At 57.0% G+C, this 15887-nt stretch carries 15 protein-coding genes; 2 read left to right on the plus strand and 13 right to left on the minus strand.

The window, feature by feature from the left end:
• Positions 1-3 precede the first annotated feature (3 nt).
• Positions 4-2157: a phosphate acetyltransferase gene (pta, locus tag ABIE59_RS11990; protein WP_354447161.1), complete on the plus strand. Its 2154-nt coding sequence runs from the start codon at positions 4-6 to the stop codon at positions 2155-2157.
• 36 nt (positions 2158-2193) lie between these two features.
• Here the strand turns inward: pta and der are convergent, their stop codons facing one another.
• The 13 genes from der to trmJ all read right to left on the minus strand — a co-directional run bounded on the left by der (position 2194) and on the right by trmJ (position 14878).
• Positions 2194-3615: a ribosome biogenesis GTPase Der gene (gene der / locus ABIE59_RS11995; protein ID WP_072677175.1), complete on the minus strand. Its 1422-nt coding sequence runs from the start codon at positions 3613-3615 to the stop codon at positions 2194-2196.
• A gap of 63 nt (positions 3616-3678) precedes the next feature.
• The gene (bamB, locus tag ABIE59_RS12000; RefSeq protein ID WP_354447163.1) at positions 3679-4845 is read right to left on the minus strand and encodes an outer membrane protein assembly factor BamB; all 1167 of its coding nucleotides are present in this window, start codon (positions 4843-4845) and stop codon (positions 3679-3681) included.
• Positions 4845-5501, minus strand: a complete 657-nt coding sequence (locus ABIE59_RS12005; RefSeq protein ID WP_354447165.1) for a YfgM family protein — start codon at positions 5499-5501, stop codon at positions 4845-4847. Before ABIE59_RS12005 ends, bamB begins: the two co-directional genes overlap by 1 nt.
• Before the next feature lie 42 nt (positions 5502-5543).
• On the minus strand, positions 5544-6824 hold the full coding sequence (gene hisS / locus ABIE59_RS12010; protein WP_354447166.1) for a histidine--tRNA ligase: 1281 nt from the start codon (positions 6822-6824) through the stop codon (positions 5544-5546).
• A gap of 44 nt (positions 6825-6868) precedes the next feature.
• Complete coding sequence (gene ispG / locus ABIE59_RS12015; protein ID WP_354447167.1) at positions 6869-7987, minus strand: flavodoxin-dependent (E)-4-hydroxy-3-methylbut-2-enyl-diphosphate synthase; 1119 nt, start codon at positions 7985-7987, stop codon at positions 6869-6871.
• Between the two features lie 33 nt (positions 7988-8020).
• Complete coding sequence (locus tag ABIE59_RS12020) at positions 8021-9001, minus strand: RodZ domain-containing protein (RefSeq protein ID WP_354447168.1); 981 nt, start codon at positions 8999-9001, stop codon at positions 8021-8023.
• Complete coding sequence (gene pilW, locus ABIE59_RS12025) at positions 8991-9797, minus strand: type IV pilus biogenesis/stability protein PilW (RefSeq protein ID WP_354447170.1); 807 nt, start codon at positions 9795-9797, stop codon at positions 8991-8993. The genes ABIE59_RS12020 and pilW overlap by 11 nt, the downstream gene beginning before the upstream one ends.
• Positions 9798-9833: 36 nt before the next feature.
• Positions 9834-10943 carry a dual-specificity RNA methyltransferase RlmN gene (gene rlmN / locus ABIE59_RS12030; protein ID WP_354447172.1) on the minus strand — a complete coding sequence of 370 codons (1110 nt, stop codon included), beginning with the start codon at positions 10941-10943 and terminating at the stop codon, positions 9834-9836.
• 62 nt (positions 10944-11005) lie between these two features.
• The gene (ndk, locus tag ABIE59_RS12035) at positions 11006-11434 is read right to left on the minus strand and encodes a nucleoside-diphosphate kinase (protein ID WP_011784632.1); all 429 of its coding nucleotides are present in this window, start codon (positions 11432-11434) and stop codon (positions 11006-11008) included.
• A 66-nt stretch (positions 11435-11500) separates the two neighbouring features.
• Positions 11501-12649 (minus strand): IscS subfamily cysteine desulfurase, encoded by a 1149-nt coding sequence (locus tag ABIE59_RS12040; protein ID WP_354447174.1) that lies wholly within the window; start codon positions 12647-12649, stop codon positions 11501-11503.
• A gap of 20 nt (positions 12650-12669) precedes the next feature.
• Positions 12670-13167 (minus strand): Fe-S cluster assembly transcriptional regulator IscR, encoded by a 498-nt coding sequence (gene iscR, locus ABIE59_RS12045; RefSeq protein WP_354447176.1) that lies wholly within the window; start codon positions 13165-13167, stop codon positions 12670-12672.
• 78 nt (positions 13168-13245) lie between these two features.
• Positions 13246-14025 carry a serine O-acetyltransferase gene (gene cysE, locus ABIE59_RS12050; RefSeq protein WP_354447178.1) on the minus strand — a complete coding sequence of 260 codons (780 nt, stop codon included), beginning with the start codon at positions 14023-14025 and terminating at the stop codon, positions 13246-13248.
• Entirely contained in the window at positions 14018-14878 is an 861-nt protein-coding gene (gene trmJ, locus ABIE59_RS12055; RefSeq protein WP_354447180.1) for a tRNA (cytosine(32)/uridine(32)-2'-O)-methyltransferase TrmJ, read from the minus strand. The genes cysE and trmJ overlap by 8 nt, the downstream gene beginning before the upstream one ends.
• A 192-nt stretch (positions 14879-15070) precedes the next feature.
• On the opposite strand from trmJ, the gene ABIE59_RS12060 reads away from it, so the two are divergent.
• Entirely contained in the window at positions 15071-15871 is an 801-nt protein-coding gene (locus ABIE59_RS12060) for an inositol monophosphatase family protein (protein ID WP_354447182.1), read from the plus strand.
• The last annotated feature ends 16 nt before the right edge of the window (positions 15872-15887 follow it).

Below are 15887 nucleotides of genomic sequence, written 5' to 3' on the forward strand. Positions count from 1 at the left end.
ATTATGGCTAAGAGTCTGTTTATTGCCCCGACTTCCCTCGATTCAGGCCTCACTTCTGTCTGCCTTGGCCTGTTGAGGGCTCTGGAGCGCGAAGGCGTTAGCGTTGGGTTTTACAAGCCTTTCAGTCAATCGGTACATCAGGGCGAGGCCCGCCATAACGAGGGGAAGGATTCCTCGGTTGAGTTTGTCCGCTCTCGCAGCCATGTACAAACACCCGACCCTCTCCCCCTCAAGCAGGCCCAGCAACTACTGAACCACGGAAAGGCGGATCTGCTTCTGGAGACCATCGTCGGTGAGTACCAGAAAGTCGCCAATGACTTCGATGTGGTTATCATCGAAGGCCTTGTGCCAGACCGAAGCGAGGCCTACATTGCCCGACTGAATGTGGAAGTGGCTCGAAACCTGAATTCCGAAGTTATCCTCGTCAGCACCCCGAGAACCTGCACGGCTTCCGAACTGGACGAAGAGCTGGATTTCTCCGCCCGAATTTTTACCGCCCCGTCAGATCCGGACGTCATCGGCGTTATCCTGAACAAAGTGGGCGCCCCTGAAAAAACGGGCATCGCCCTTGACCAGCAGCCTGATCACCAACATCAGGAGATTCACTATCAGGAAGCCTGTTCGGTGTTCAACTCAGGACGCTTCCGCCTACTGGGCGAAATCCCCTGGCAACCGCACTTGCTGGCACCCCGGGTTTCCGACGTCGCCAGGGAGCTTGCAGTCCCGGTACTCCATGGCGGCCAGATGCATTCCCGGCGGGTACAGCGCGTGTCTGTGTGCGCCCGCACCATCCGGAACATGACCGACATCCTCAAGCCAGGCACCCTGCTGGTCACCCCGGGCGACCGGGAAGACATTGTTGTGACGACAGCGGTAGCAGCACTCAACGGTGTGCCGCTTGCCGGCTTGATGCTTACCGGGGGCATGATGCCGGATGACCGGGTGATTGACCTGTGTCGGCGGGCGCTGGAAACCGGCTTGCCAGTACTCAGCTCATCAACCAATACCTATGAAACCGCCCACATGCTTGCCAACCTGTCGGCCACTATACCCATCGACGATCCCGACCGGATTGAACAGGCCATGGAGTCTGTCGCTACGCGAATTGATACCGACTGGCTGCAGGAGCACCTGAAGGTACAGCGTCAGGGGCGTCTGTCGCCACCGGCTTTTCGTTATCAGTTGTCTGAGCGCTCCCGGGCCGCCAACAAACGCATTGTGCTGCCTGAAGGTGCGGAACCCAGAACCGTTCAGGCCGCCATCATTTGCCACCAGCGTAAACTTGCCCGCTGCGTTCTGATCGGCGACCCACGAGAAATACGATCCGTTGCCAGTTCCCAAGGCGTTGAATTGCCCGAAGACCTTGAGATTCTGGACCCTCAGTCCGTCCGGCATCGCTATATTGCGCCCATGGTTGAACTGCGAAAACACAAAGGCCTGACCGAAGATATGGCAGAAGCCATGCTTGAGGACAACGTGGTGCTGGGTACCATGATGGTCGCCATGGATGAAGCCGACGGCCTGGTCTCAGGAGCGATTCACACCACCGCCAATACCGTTCGACCTGCATTACAACTCATTAAAACTCATGATCACGCCAAAGTGGTTTCGTCGGTGTTCTTCATGCTGCTGCCCCAACAGGTGCTGGTTTACGGTGACTGCGCCATCAACCCGGACCCGAACGCCGAAGAACTGGCTGACATCGCCATCCAGAGTGCGCAATCCGCCGAGGCCTTTGGCATCGAGCCGGTGGTTGCAATGATCAGTTACAGCACCGGGGAATCCGGTACCGGCGCCGATGTAGATAAAGTGAGGGAAGCCACTCGTATTGCCAGGGAACGCCGCCCGGACCTGTTGATAGACGGCCCGTTGCAGTACGACGCCGCAGCCATCGAGAGTGTCGGCAAGGCCAAGGCGCCGGACAGCAAGGTGGCCGGCAAAGCAACCGTCTTTGTATTCCCGGATCTGAACACCGGCAACACAACCTACAAGGCTGTTCAGCGCAGTGCCAATGTGGTCAGTGTTGGTCCGATGCTGCAGGGCCTGAGAAAACCGGTGAATGATTTGTCGCGGGGAGCGCTGGTGGAAGACATTGTCTTCACAATTGCCCTGACGGCAGTGCAGGCGCGCCAGGTAGAGAGTGCCGGGTTGGCGTAACGCCAACCCTTTACAGAATGGGCACGGCCAGGCAGATCAGCGCTTGACGCTCTTCTGCCGTGTTTTTCGTACACGGCGCCCCTTCTTGATGTCGTTGTCTTTTTTCACTTTCTGGCGCGGCGTCAGGCGGTCCACCTTGGTGGCGAAGGGGTTTTCACCGGACCGAAACTCGAACCGAATGGGTGAGCCCACCACCTTCAGTACCTTTCGGAAGGTATTCTCCAGGTACCGTTTGTAGGCACCGGGCAACGAATCCACCTGGTTACCATGCACCACCACCACTGGCGGGTTGGAACCACCCTGATGGGCATAGCGCAGCTTGATACGCCGACCATGAACCATCGGCGGCTGATGCTGGGCCACGGCATCCTGCAGGATGGCGGTCAAGCGATTGGTTGGCCACTTGGCCATTGCAGACTCATAACAGGCCTGCACAGACTCGTACATGGTGCCAACACCGGTACCGTGCAAAGCCGAGATGTAATACTTGTCGGCGTAGTCCAGAAAGTCCAGGCGGCGCCCCACCTGCTCTTTCACCTTTTCACGGTCCTCCGGATCCATGCCATCCCATTTGTTAATGGCAATCACCAGCGAGCGGCCCGCATCCAGTACAAAGCCGATCAGGTGCATATCCTGGTCAACGAGCCCTTCCCGGGCATCAATCACCAGAATAACCACATGGGCGTCATCTATGGCCTGAAGGGTTTTGATGATGGAGAACTTCTCCACCACTTCTTTCACGTTCTTCCGGCGCCGCACACCTGCTGTATCAATGAGGGTGTACTGATGGCCGTGCCGCTCATAAGGGATATACACGCTGTCCCGTGTGGTGCCGGGCATATCGTAGACAACCACTCGCTCCTCACCCAGCATCCGGTTGACCAGAGTCGACTTGCCTACGTTGGGGCGACCGACCACACCAATGCGAATACCCGGGTACCGATCAGCCCGGTCCTGCTCTTCAACGTCCACCGGCTCAGGCAGCAGAACTTCCAGTAGCGAGCGGATACCCCGGTTATGGGCGGCCGCAATCTGGAAGGTGGACTCAAAACCCAGGGAGTAGAAATCGGCGGCGGCGACATCCGGGTCCTGGCCATCGGTCTTGTTCACCACCAGGTGCGCCTGCTTGCCGGAACGGCGCAGATGATCTGCAATCATCTCATCACCGGCTGTCAGCCCTGCCCTGCCGTCGACCAGAAACAGGACGATATCGGCTTCCTCGACGGCCTGCATGGACTGCCGGGCCATCTCTGCGTCCAGCCCCACCTCGTCACCGGTCAAACCACCGGTATCGATGACAATGAACTTCTGCCCCTCGTATTGACCCTCTCCGTATTTCCGGTCACGGGTCAAACCCGGAAAATCCGCCACCAGCGCGTCGCGGGAGCGGGTCATCTGATTGAAAAGAGTGGACTTACCCACGTTCGGGCGTCCAACCAGGGCAATAACTGGGGTCATAATGTTCTGCTATATAAAAAGGTCAAAAGCCCGGCTCATGCCGGGCTGATCATGTGAACGGTGTTACTTTTTTGGTGTCAGGCTATAAACCGCCATTCGCCCACCGTTGCCGTAAACCAGCAGGTTACCATCTTCAATCACCTGAACCGGTACGCGGATACCGTCACTGTCGAACTTCAGCTGGCCCTGCAAGGCGCCATCCTCCCGGGAGAGTGCGTGCAGGTAGCCCTCGTAATCCCCGGTAACCACGTAGTCACCGCTGGCCACGGGCCGGGTGACCTGGCGCCAGGACAACCGATCCTGAACCCAGAGTTCGCGGCGGTCGCTGCCCCGGTAAGCAATAATGTCGCCATTCGCCGCCGCCAGGAAGATGCTGCCACCACCGATACTTGGCGAGTAGAAACTTGAAGCACGGCGGCTCCAGATTTCCTGCCCGGAGCGAATATCGACCAGCGCCAGCTTGCCCTGGTACCCGGCCACCATAATGGCTGATTCCAGGACCAGCGGCTGGCCACCGATATCCACCAGCCGCTCCAGTTCTGTACGGCCCTGTGGTTGCCCAACTTCGTATTGCCAGACCGGCTGGCCAGCATCCGCGGTGAGCGCGATAACACGGCCGTTAGCGAAAGAAGCAATCACAATATCGCCGCCCACCAAAGGGGCCGCCGCCGTCCGCATCGACAGTACCGGTACCTGGCCGTCGTATTGCCAGAGACGTTCGCCATTAGTCGCATTGAAACCGATAACGCGGCCATCGGTGGTTTGCGCAACCACCAGTGAGCCATTGGACTGGGGCGCAGCAAGACCTTCGGTCGGTAATGAGGCCCGCCATAACTCCTCGCTGGTTTCCCGTGACAAGGCAACCAGTTCGGCATCGCGGGTGATGTAATACAACTGGTTACCGTCGCCACCGAAGCCGGCAAAAATCCGGTCTTTCGACCGCCGCTGCCAGAGCGCCTTGCCATTCCCGGGCTCGACCGCCACCAGCAGGCCATCGGCAGAGGCTGCATAGATCACGTCGCCGGCGTACAGAGGTGCCAGATGCAGAAACTGACCATCGTGCCCCTTGCCAACTGACATGGTCCAGATGCGCTTGAACTCGACGGTGGCATCAATTTCAGGAACCGGCACCGGCCGCTCAAAGGTATCCTTGGTGCTACAACCGACCAGCAGTAATAGCATCAGGGATGCGAGATGAAACCGAACAAACCTGTTGCGAGTTACCCGCATCAGGCCCCCTCCCCGACACCGAGGTCAGAGAGCTTTAGTTCGAGTATACCGCTGCGGCCCTGTTGGTTTTGCTCACGTGCGGCGAGATAGGCATCACGGGCGCCGTCGGTGTCGCCTTTAGCGAGCAGAATGTCGCCACGCAATTCAGCGAAGACACCGGCGAACGCATCGGCGCTGACGGCACTATCCAGCGTTGCCAGGGCGTCATCGTACCGCTCGGCAGCAAACTGTGCTCGGGCCAGTCGGTTACGCACAACCAGGCTCAGGGCCGGATAATCCGCTGCCTTGTCCAGGGCCCAGTTCAGTGAGTCGATGGCGGCCTCGGCGTTGCCGTCCACCATCATCTGTTGGCGAGCCAGTACCAGGTTGCCATAGATGGCGTAGGCGCTCTTGCCATAGTCGTTGCGAAGGGTCTCGGCAACAAATGCGACGGTATCGCTGGCATTCTCGTCGGATTCATCGGCAAAGGCATTGAGCAGAGTGGCAAACTGGTTAGCCGCTTCCGCACGCTGCTGAGCCTGGTGGTTCTGCCAGGCCTGCCAGCCGAATACGATGGCCAGCGCAGCACCGATACCAATCAGCAGAGAACTGCCGTTTTTCTTCCACCAGTCTTTGATCGCCTGGATCTGTTCCTCTTCGGTGCGCAACTCAGCCATGTAAACTCCTGTTCATCAATAATGTTGCTGTTCTTGTGAAATTCATTGTGCAAGCCGGTTGGCGAGCGCCTGGGCCAGTTCACTGCGGGCAATGTCCTGCTGCGGCTCGTCGTCGCGCAGGGGCTTCAGGCCAACATTGCCACTGGAAAGCTCATTCTCGCCGAGAATGACCGCGTAGCGGGCGCCGCTGCGGTCCGCCTTCTTCATCTGGCTCTTGAAACTGCCGCCGCCACAGTGAGTGACAATCACACTACCGGGCAGCGCGCTGCGAAGTTCTTCAGCAATCGCCATCGCCGGGGCGATCACCTTGTCGCCCATAGCGGTTACGTATACGTCGGCATGGTTGTTAACGTAATCAGGCACCAACTCCAGGGTTTCCAGCAACAGGATCAGTCGCTCCAGCCCCATAGCAAAGCCCACCGCCTTGGTTGGTTTGCCACCCAACTGCTCAACCAGGCCATCGTAACGGCCTCCAGCACACACGGTGCCTTGTGCACCGAGGCTGTCGGTAATCCACTCGAAAACCGTTTTGCCATAGTAATCCAGGCCCCGAACAAGGGCCGGGTTTACGCTGTATTTCACGCCGGCGGCGTCCAACAGCCCCTTCAATTGCTCAAAGTGGGCCCGGGATTCGTCATCCAGGTAATCATCCAGACTTGGCGCCCCTTCCAGGATTTTCCGGGTTCCGGCATCCTTGCTGTCCAGAATCCGTAACGGATTCGTGGTCAACCGGCGCTTACTGTCGTCATCCAGCTGACCCCGGTACTGGTCCAGATAATCGACCAGGGCCTGGCGGTAGACTTTCCGGGCTTCACTGGTGCCAATGGAGTTAATCTCAAGGCGCGTGTGCCCGGCAAGACCAAGGGCCTGCCACAGCCGCGCCGTGAGTATCAGCAACTCAGCGTCTATATCCGGACCATCCATGCCAAAACATTCCACGCCAATCTGGTGGAACTGGCGGTAGCGGCCTTTCTGGGGGCGTTCGTGGCGGAACATCGGGCCGGTATACCAAAGCCGGCGGGTCTGGTTGAACAGCAAGCCATGCTCTTCGGCGGCCCTGACGCAACCGGCTGTACCTTCCGGGCGAAGGGTCAGGCTGTCGCCATTCCTGTCGTCAAAGGTGTACATTTCTTTTTCGACGATGTCAGTTACTTCACCAATCGAGCGCTTGAACAGTTCGGTCTGTTCAACCACCGGCATGCGGATTTCCTGATATCCGTATTGCCCAAGTACCTGACGTACCGTTGACTCTACATACTGCCAGACGGGGGTCTGCTCCGGCAGAATATCGTTCATTCCGCGGATTGCCTGAATCTTAGCCAAGTTAAAACCCTGATACTTTGATGAATGATGTCGAATTGGACGGCTCAGTCTGCAGACCGGGCAATCACGGATTCTTCCTGCTGCTGCCGCTCTGCAACTTTTTCCCGGATGATTCGCTCCAGGTCATCCGTCAACGTCGCATTGTCCAACTTCTGATTTGGCTTTCCGTCCAGATACAGAAGGTTTTTCGGCGTACCGCCCGTCAGCCCGAGGTCCGCCACCTTGGCTTCTCCGGGACCGTTCACTATGCAACCAATTATGGCCACGTCCAGGGAGGTATTGACGTCTTCCAGGCGAGCTTCCAGATCGTTCATGGTCTGGATCACATCGAAGTTCTGTCTGGAGCAGCTTGGGCAAGCGATGAAGTTGATACCACGGCTGCGCAAACGCAGGCTCTTGAGAATGTCGAAGCCAACCTTGATTTCCTGCACGGGGTCGGCGGCCAGTGATACCCGAATGGTGTCGCCAATACCGTCCATCAGCAACATGCCAAGGCCGATAGAGGATTTCACTGTGCCAGAACGAAAGCCACCGGCCTCGGTAATACCAAGGTGCAGCGGCTGTACAATCTGGGAGGCAATCTTCCGGTAGGCATCAACGGTCATAAATACCTCTGACGCCTTCAGGCTAACCTTGAAATCCTGGAAATCGTGTTTATCCAGAATATCGATGTGCCGCATGGCAGACTCTACCAGGGCCTCGGAGGTGGGCTCACCGTACTTGCGCTGCAAGCTCTTTTCCAGAGAGCCGGCATTGACTCCAATTCGGATAGGGATATTTCCATCCCGAGCGGCACTGATGACCGCATTCACACGATCATCCCGACCAATGTTACCGGGGTTGATGCGCAAACAGTCAACACCAAGTTCGGCCACTCGTAAGGCAATTTTGTAATCGAAGTGAATGTCGGCAACGAGTGGCAGAGATACGCGCTTGCGAATCTGCCCGAACGCTTCAGCGGCCTCCATGGAGGGTACAGACACACGGACGATATCGGCGCCAGCCTCCTGCAACGCTGCAATCTGGCCAACAGTCGCCTCTACATCACAGGTGTTTGTGTTGGTCATGCTCTGAACCGCAATCGGCGCATCGCCACCAACCGGCACATTGCCCACCATGATCTGGCGGGATTTACGTCTTTTTATCGGGGATTCGTGTTTCATTTGCTGGAACCAACAGTTATTCAGGCGTTCGGATCAAAGTTCGAGGGTGAACTCTGACCGGTTGTTCACTACGCGAAAATCACCAATATTCAGGGATTCACCCTGGAATTGAATGGACTCGACGGCGCTCATAGCGCCGATTACCACCGTCAGCGGTGCTTCACCGGTGACATCCAGTCGCTCTCCGCTACGACGCAAAGCACTGACCAACCGTCTTCCTTCGGCATCGGTAACCTGAACCCAGCAATCTCCAGAAAAGGAAATCTGCAGCCGACCCTCGGTTGTTGCCGCTGGTGCGCGTAATTGCGTTTCCTGCCGGATGGGCTCCGTCGACTGAGTCACTGCAGGAACACGGTCAGCGGGCAACTCATCCAGATCCGCACCGGTTAATTCAGGCTCCAGCGGGTCTGGCACAGGTTCACCGGTCATATCGGCCAAGGCGTCATCGGATAACGGCTGTTCTGGCCCGCTTAATTCATCATCCGGGCCTGCAACCGGTGGCACATCATCAACCTCGGTTACCACAGATTCCTCGTCCGGCGCCACTGTCTCTGCAGGGGATTCGGGCGCTGGGGACGGTTCACGGCTTCCTTCCTGCTGCGCCAGATATCCTGCGATCAGGTAGACCACCAAAGCCACCACCAACAACACCACGAGGAGCTTGGCAACCTGCCGCTTTCGACGTTTCTTGCGTTCAATAGAAACCAGCGGACTTGACTGGTGCTCCAACTCTTTCTGCTGGCGAGCCGGCTCCAACTCCCTATTCAGGTCGGCGATAATAGCGTCTGCATCCAGCCCCACCTGGCGGGCGTAGGCACGTACATACCCCTTGAGAAAAAGCTCACTGTCTATTTTGCTGTAATCGCCGCTTTCAATGGCCTGAATCACAGACGGCCGGAGGTGCTGTTCATCTGCAATGGCCGACACGCTCAATCCAAGCCGCTCACGCCCTTGCCGAAGCTGTTCCCCGACGGGCTCTGCCGTCACCTGATCTGGCTCCACATCACCGGTCATTGGCAATCAACACCCTGTATTGTTCGTATTCCAAAGAATCTGGGTAATCATTCCGGAGCAACATCGCCAGGCTCACTTCCTGATCACGATCGTTAAAATGACGCGCTATCCGAATACCCGTATACAGGCTCTCTGCGGAGTGTGACAGGCGGGTATTACGCTGAATCATGGTTTGCAGGCGGCTGTAATAGCGAGAGGCCTCGGTAAAATCCCCTTTCTCAACCAACACCCTGGACAGGGAAAGCAGGGTCCTTGCCTCACCGCGAGTCAGTTCCACCGCACGACGATAGGCGCCCTCGGCTGCATCCGGGTTACCAAGCCGCTCCTCGGTCATGCCCAGATTGTAGAAAACCGCTCCGCGTTCCCGATACCCGGTGTCGCGTGACGCAACACTGAATTGATCCCTGGCTTCGGAGAACCGGCCATTGCTGTACAGAAAAGCCCCGTAGTAAACCCTCGCACGGGAATAACCGGAATCCTGACTGATGGCCCGTTTGAAGCTACGCTCAGCCAGTTCCGGCTCGCCTTCAACATTGTAAACCAGGCCCATAGCTGCCAGAGCTTCGGAGCTGTTCGGCGAAAGCTCCAACGCTCGTTCGAGGTGATGGCGCGCACGCTCTATATTGCCCTGTCCAATATAGGCTGTTGCGAGTTGCACGTAGTTGCTGACCGCCTTATCACGGTCCGCTTCCCGGGAAAAGCGACTGTCGGTTGTGGTCACACAACCGGAGAGAACAAGACCGAACAATAGAACAGCCGTTGCGAACAGATGCGAGCTTTGTGCTTTTCCTTTCACGAAACACCTTACCTTAGTCGCTTCCGCGTTGTTGAATCAGGGATTTACCTGTTGTACCGCAATGTATCTCTGGCTCCTGCGAGTGCGGTCCTCAACCCGGCCGACCAACTGCCCACAGGCCGCGTCAATGTCATCACCTCGAGTAGTACGAATTGTGGTTACGTGACCGGCTTCGTTCAGTACCTTCTGGAACCGCCTGGTGGCGTTCATGCTCGGCCGTTTGAAATCGCTTTCCGGAAACGGATTAAACGGAATAAGGTTAATCTTGCACGGCAGGCCTTTCAACAGGACCGCAAGCTCCCGGGCGTGTTCCGGCTTGTCATTGACGCCTTCAATAACCGTGTATTCTATGGTCGCTTTGCGTTTATCCGGCAACCGGGCCAGGTACCGCCTGGTCGCTGCCAAAAGCTCCGCTATGGGATACTTTTTATTCAACGGAACCAGAGTGTTGCGCAACTCATCATTGGGTGCATGAAGCGAGATGGCCAGTGAAACATCGGTAACCTCGCCTAACCGATCCAGGGCAGGCACCACGCCCGATGTGCTCAGGGTGACCCGACGCTTGGAAATGCCGTAGGCCAGATCTTCCATCATCAGGTTCATGGCATCGACGACGTTGTCGAAGTTAAGCAGAGGCTCTCCCATACCCATCATGACGACGTTGGTTATCGGACGATCATTTGGATCAAACGGCATAAAGGCCCTTCGGGCAACCCAGACCTGACCGATAATCTCGGCTGCTGTGAGGTTACGGTTGAAGCCTCGTTTGCCGGTGGAGCAGAAAGTGCAATCAAGGCTGCAGCCAATCTGGGAAGATACGCAAAGGGTGCCCCGCTCGCCGTCCGGAATCAGCACGGTTTCAACGCTGTTCCCATTATCCATGCGCATCACCCACTTCCGGGTGCCATCTTTGGAGGTTTCGTCGTAGACCACCTCCGGACCGCGAACTTCAGCAACGTCCTTAAGCCTTTCACGCAGCAGGCGGCTCATATTGGTCATTTGATCGAAGTCATCAACGCCGCGCTGATGGATCCACTGCAGCACCTGCTGCGCCCGGAAGCGCTTTTCACCCAGGGTCTCAAAGAACGCCTCAAGCTTGGCTTTGGGCATCCCCAGGAGATTGACTTTTTCGGCAGTGCCAGTCATGCAATAACCTCGATCAGATAACCAATCCAGGGGTGGCATTCACCACCCCTGAACCAACAACATCAACCGCGCGGGCAGATCTCGTTGTCATTGAAGAAATACGCCACTTCACGCTCAGCGGAAGCTGCTGAGTCAGAACCGTGAACTGCGTTGGCATCGATGGATGATGCGAAGTCAGCGCGGATGGTGCCGGCTTCCGCTTCTTTCGGGTTGGTAGCACCCATCAGCTCCCGGTTCTTGAGAATGGCGCCCTCGCCTTCGAGTACCTGAACCACAACCGGGCCAGACGTCATGAAAGCAACCAGATCGTTAAAGAACGGGCGCTCTTTGTGCTCAGCATAGAAGCCTTCTGCCTGCTCCTGGGTCAGGTGCATCATCTTGGCAGCGACGATTTTCAGATCGGCTTTCTCGAAACGGCTGTAGATTTCGCCGATAACGTTCTTGGCGACCGCGTCAGGCTTGATGATAGAGAGCGTACGCTCGTTTGCCATGGTATTTCTCCAGTCAGGTTCATGAAAATTCAGAGGTGCGATTATACGCAGTCCGGGTGCGACTGCCTACCGCACGGCACGAAGTCGGGTAACAACATCAATTATTTGCGAACTGGCAAAATCCATTTCCTCTCCGGTGCTGAACCGGCCAAACGAAAAACGAAGGGCGCGGTGGGCCAATTCATCACTCAAACCTATGCCTCGCAGCACAAACGAAGGCTCAACAGTCGCAGAAGCACAGGCAGAACCAGAAGAAACTGCAAGGTTTCTCAGCCCAAGCATCAAAGATTCAGCCTCAACACCCTCGAATGACAGATTGACAATACCCGGGACACGATGTTCCCGACTGCCATTGAAGTGAACGCCATCAAGCCCTTCGAGCCCGGCGAGAAATCGTTCCCGAAGCGATTCCAGGCGGGACATTTCTTCATCCAGGCCCGCACCCGCCAGCTCAAATGCCCGTCCCATACCAACAATCTGATGAGTAGGAAGAGTACCAGAGCGCATCCCCCGCTCATGGCCACCACCATGCATCTGGGCCTCAAGACGCACATCAGGGGAACGGCGCACATAAAGCGCCCCGACACCCTTGGGGCCATAGACCTTGTGGGCCGACAGCGACAGCAGGTCTACGTTCAGCTCGCCTACGTCTACCGGGAGCTTGCCAGCAGCCTGGGCGGCATCAACATGCAACAGTATGCCGCGCTGACGGAGCTGCTCACCGATGGCGGCAATGTCGGTCACACAGCCCAGCTCATTGTTCACCATCATCAGGCTGACCAGCACCGTATTGTCGCGCACCGCGTCCATCACGGCCTGCGGGCTGACACGGCCATCTGAATCGGGGCGCAGCCAGGTCACTTCAACGCTGTTCTGTTCGAGCCACTTGCAGGTATCAACAACCGCTTTGTGCTCTATGACCGAGGTCACGACATGAGCTTCTTCACACCCGGCAACCACACCCTTGATGGCCAGGTTATCGGACTCGGTTGCACCGGATGTCCAGACAATCTCCCTTGGGTCGGCGTGAATCAAATCCGCGACCTGGCGGCGGGCATTTTCAACCGCCGCTTCCGCTTGCCAGCCGTATCCATGAGAACGGGAGGCGGGATTACCAAACACCCCATCCAGGGTCAGGTAGTTCATCATCTCTGATGCAACAGACGGATCAACGGGCGTTGTGGCCGCGTAGTCCAGGTATACGGGCTTTTTCATAGTCACAGGAATGTTGGTTATCAGGCAGTGGCCTGGTCAATCAGGCGTTGGGTATTGATTGCGTCAGAGTCATCATCCGAGTGTTTCCGGTTCTGGCGATCCGCCACCTGACGGATCTCGCGCTTCCGCATCAAATCCCCCAGACTGATCTCACTCAGGAACTGGTGGATCTGATCACTCAAATCAGACCATAAATGGTGGGTAAGGCACTTTTCGCCCTTCTGGCAATCGCCCTTATTACCGCAACGGGTGGTGTCAAGCGATTCGCTGACCGCATCCACCACTTCAGCCACAAACACGTCGTCTGCCGGCCGGCTCAAGCGGTAGCCACCACCCGGGCCGCGCACACTCACCACCAGGTGCTGGCGACGCAAACGTGAAAACAGCTGCTCCAGATATGAAAGGGAGATTTCTTGCCGGGCTGAAATGTCTGCAAGACTTACCGGCCCCTGGCTTCCATGCAGAGCCAGATCCAGCATCGCCGTGACAGCGTAGCGGCCTTTGGTGGTCAGCTTCATATTCTCAGCCCCAATGATGGGATTGAATCTCGATTCGCAGCGCTGAGTATGAATTGACCTACCAAAACAGTCAAGTATTCAACCCCTGCCCTCGTTATCTGCCTCATCGCGCACGCAGTCGAAATCTTCCTCATGCAAGGGCGGCAGCTCGCCATTCTGGTATTCACTGTTCACCTTGCGGAGCGCTTTGCACATGGTTTCAATGCGGTCGTCCACCGCGTGCATATGATCAAGGAGCGAACGCATAGCCCGGGCAACCGGATCCGGCATCTCTTCGGTCACACCATAGGCGTCGAACCCCATACGCTCTTCCATCTCCTTGCGTCTCACGTCATCGTCGGAGTGGCGCTTCACAATCACGCGGCCAGGGATACCTACAACGGTTGCACCCGCTGGCACTGCCTTGGTCACTACGGAGTTGGAACCAATCTTTGCACCGGGACCCACCTCAAACGGTCCAAGAATCTTCGCCCCAGCCCCGACAACCACACCATCTCCGATGGTCGGGTGGCGTTTGCCTTTATTCCAACTGGTTCCACCCAGGGTAACGCCCTGGTAAAGGGTGACGTCATCGCCAATAACCGTGGTTTCCCCGATAACCACCCCCATGCCATGATCGATAAAAAACCGCCGGCCGATGGTTGCACCCGGATGAATCTCAATGCCGGTAAACCAGCGTGCCAGTGTGGAAACTGTGCGCGCCAACCACTTCAAACCAAGATTCCAGAGCCAATGGGAAAAACGGTGAAACAGCAATGCATGCAGGCCCGGGTAATTGGTCAGCACTTCAAAGGTGTTCCTTGCCGCCGGATCCCGGTGAAATACGCTTTTGACATCTTCCCTCAAACGCTCAAACATGGCCTTTTTCCTGCCCCTCATCCACAGCGGTTTTCTGCTTATCATTACCCGGCAGAGTTCCGGCAGCCTTTTGTACGGATGTCAGAATACCCCGAAGGATATTGATTTCCATCTGATCAAGCCTTGCGCGCTGGAACAATCGCCGCAAACGGGTCATTAGCTGTCTGGGGTTGGTACGGCGATGGAACTCCACATCCACCAACACCTGCTCCAGGTGACTGAAGAACCCTTCCACCTCCTGAACCTCTGCCGGCGGCACATCCCAACCACGGTCACCGGGACCAACCATGGCCTCAAGATTGGGACTCGTCCCATTTTCTTCAAGGCTCTGCAGGTAATGCATGCGCAACTCATAGCACACAACCTGCACCGCCATAGCCAGATTCAGGGAACTGTAGTCTGGATTCGACGGAATATGAATGTGATAGTGGCAACGCTGAAGCTCGTCGTTGGACAATCCGTGGTTCTCTCGACCAAATACCAGTGCAACCCGACCTTGCTGGCTGTACTCACCGGCCGTCGCTGCTGCCTGGGGCGGAGCTATCACCGGCCAGGGGACCTTCCGGCCCCGGGCACTCGTTCCCATTACCAGAACACAATCCGCCAACGCTTCGTCCAGCGTGCCAACAACCTGAGCCCTGTCCAGAACATCTGACGCCCCAGCAGAGCGCGCATAAGATGCTTCATCCGGGAACGATGCAGGGTTAACCAGCCACAAGTTTCCAAGCCCCATGTTTTTCATTGCCCTTGCAACCGCGCCAATGTTGCCGGAATGCGAAGTTTCAACCAGAACGATCCGGACTTGGTCGTTGAAGGTGTCAGAACCTTCCTGTGGCAATGCGGGCTTGTGCATAATCTTCGGACCTATGACTGAACAGACGATAAGTAATGGGGAGGAATCATAGCAGAAACCCGCACCACCCTGCTCTCCGGAGTTGCCGAAACGCCGTGGTATCCGTGCATTTGCTGAGCCAAAAAACGTACAAGCGCGGGTTGTTTTTGCTATCATACCCGGCCTTCACACACCCGGATAATGAACACTCAGATGCAACCAGCAATTAAAATGGCCCTGCGCGTTGCCCGCCAGGGATCAGATTACCTGAAAGCACATTTCGAGCGACAGGAACCCAACGGCAAGGACGAAGCCGAGCGCTACCGCCAGCTCGAACGGGTTGAGAAATCCATCTATGACAACTTCACCGAGCAACTGGAGAAAGCGTATCGGGATCACACCATCGCACCGATGGGCGAAGCTGATGCCGCTGGCAGCGAACGCAGCTGGCACATTTTCCCGGTACTCGGCCGCGAGAACTTTGTTCGTGGTATTCCGGAGTTTGCTCTGGCACTGAGCCAGAAGAAGAATAACCGGACCGAAAACCTTTTGCTGGTTAACCCGATAACCGGCGAAGAGTATTCTGCCAGCCGCGGCCACGGTGCTGCCCTTAACAGCCGCCGGGTGCGCACGTCCGAAATCAAACTGCCCGGCAAGGCGGCCTTGGCGACCAACCTCCTGGACCAGGCTCGCAAAGGCGACGACCCGATGATCTGGGGCGAAATGGCCGCGGTACTCGCTCGCGAAAGCGCCATGTTCCGCACCTCTGGCTGTATCGCTCTTGACATCGCACGTGTTTCTGCCGGCCTTTTGGACGCCGCCGTTGTTTTCCGCCCGGAAGCCAGCGACCTGGATCTTGGCGTTACCCTGGCCATGGAGTCCGGCGCCCTGACGGGAGACTTCTCCGGCAATCCGTCTGCCGGCAACGCGCGCCAATTGGTTGTTGCCAACCCCAAGCTGTTCCGGGAAATCCTTAAAGTTCTGCACCCGTTCCGCGGGCGCCTGCCCCGCTGATCTCCCGGGCAACAAA

This window comes from Marinobacter sp. MBR-99, from assembly GCF_040547575.1.
Lineage (GTDB): Bacteria > Pseudomonadota > Gammaproteobacteria > Pseudomonadales > Oleiphilaceae > Marinobacter.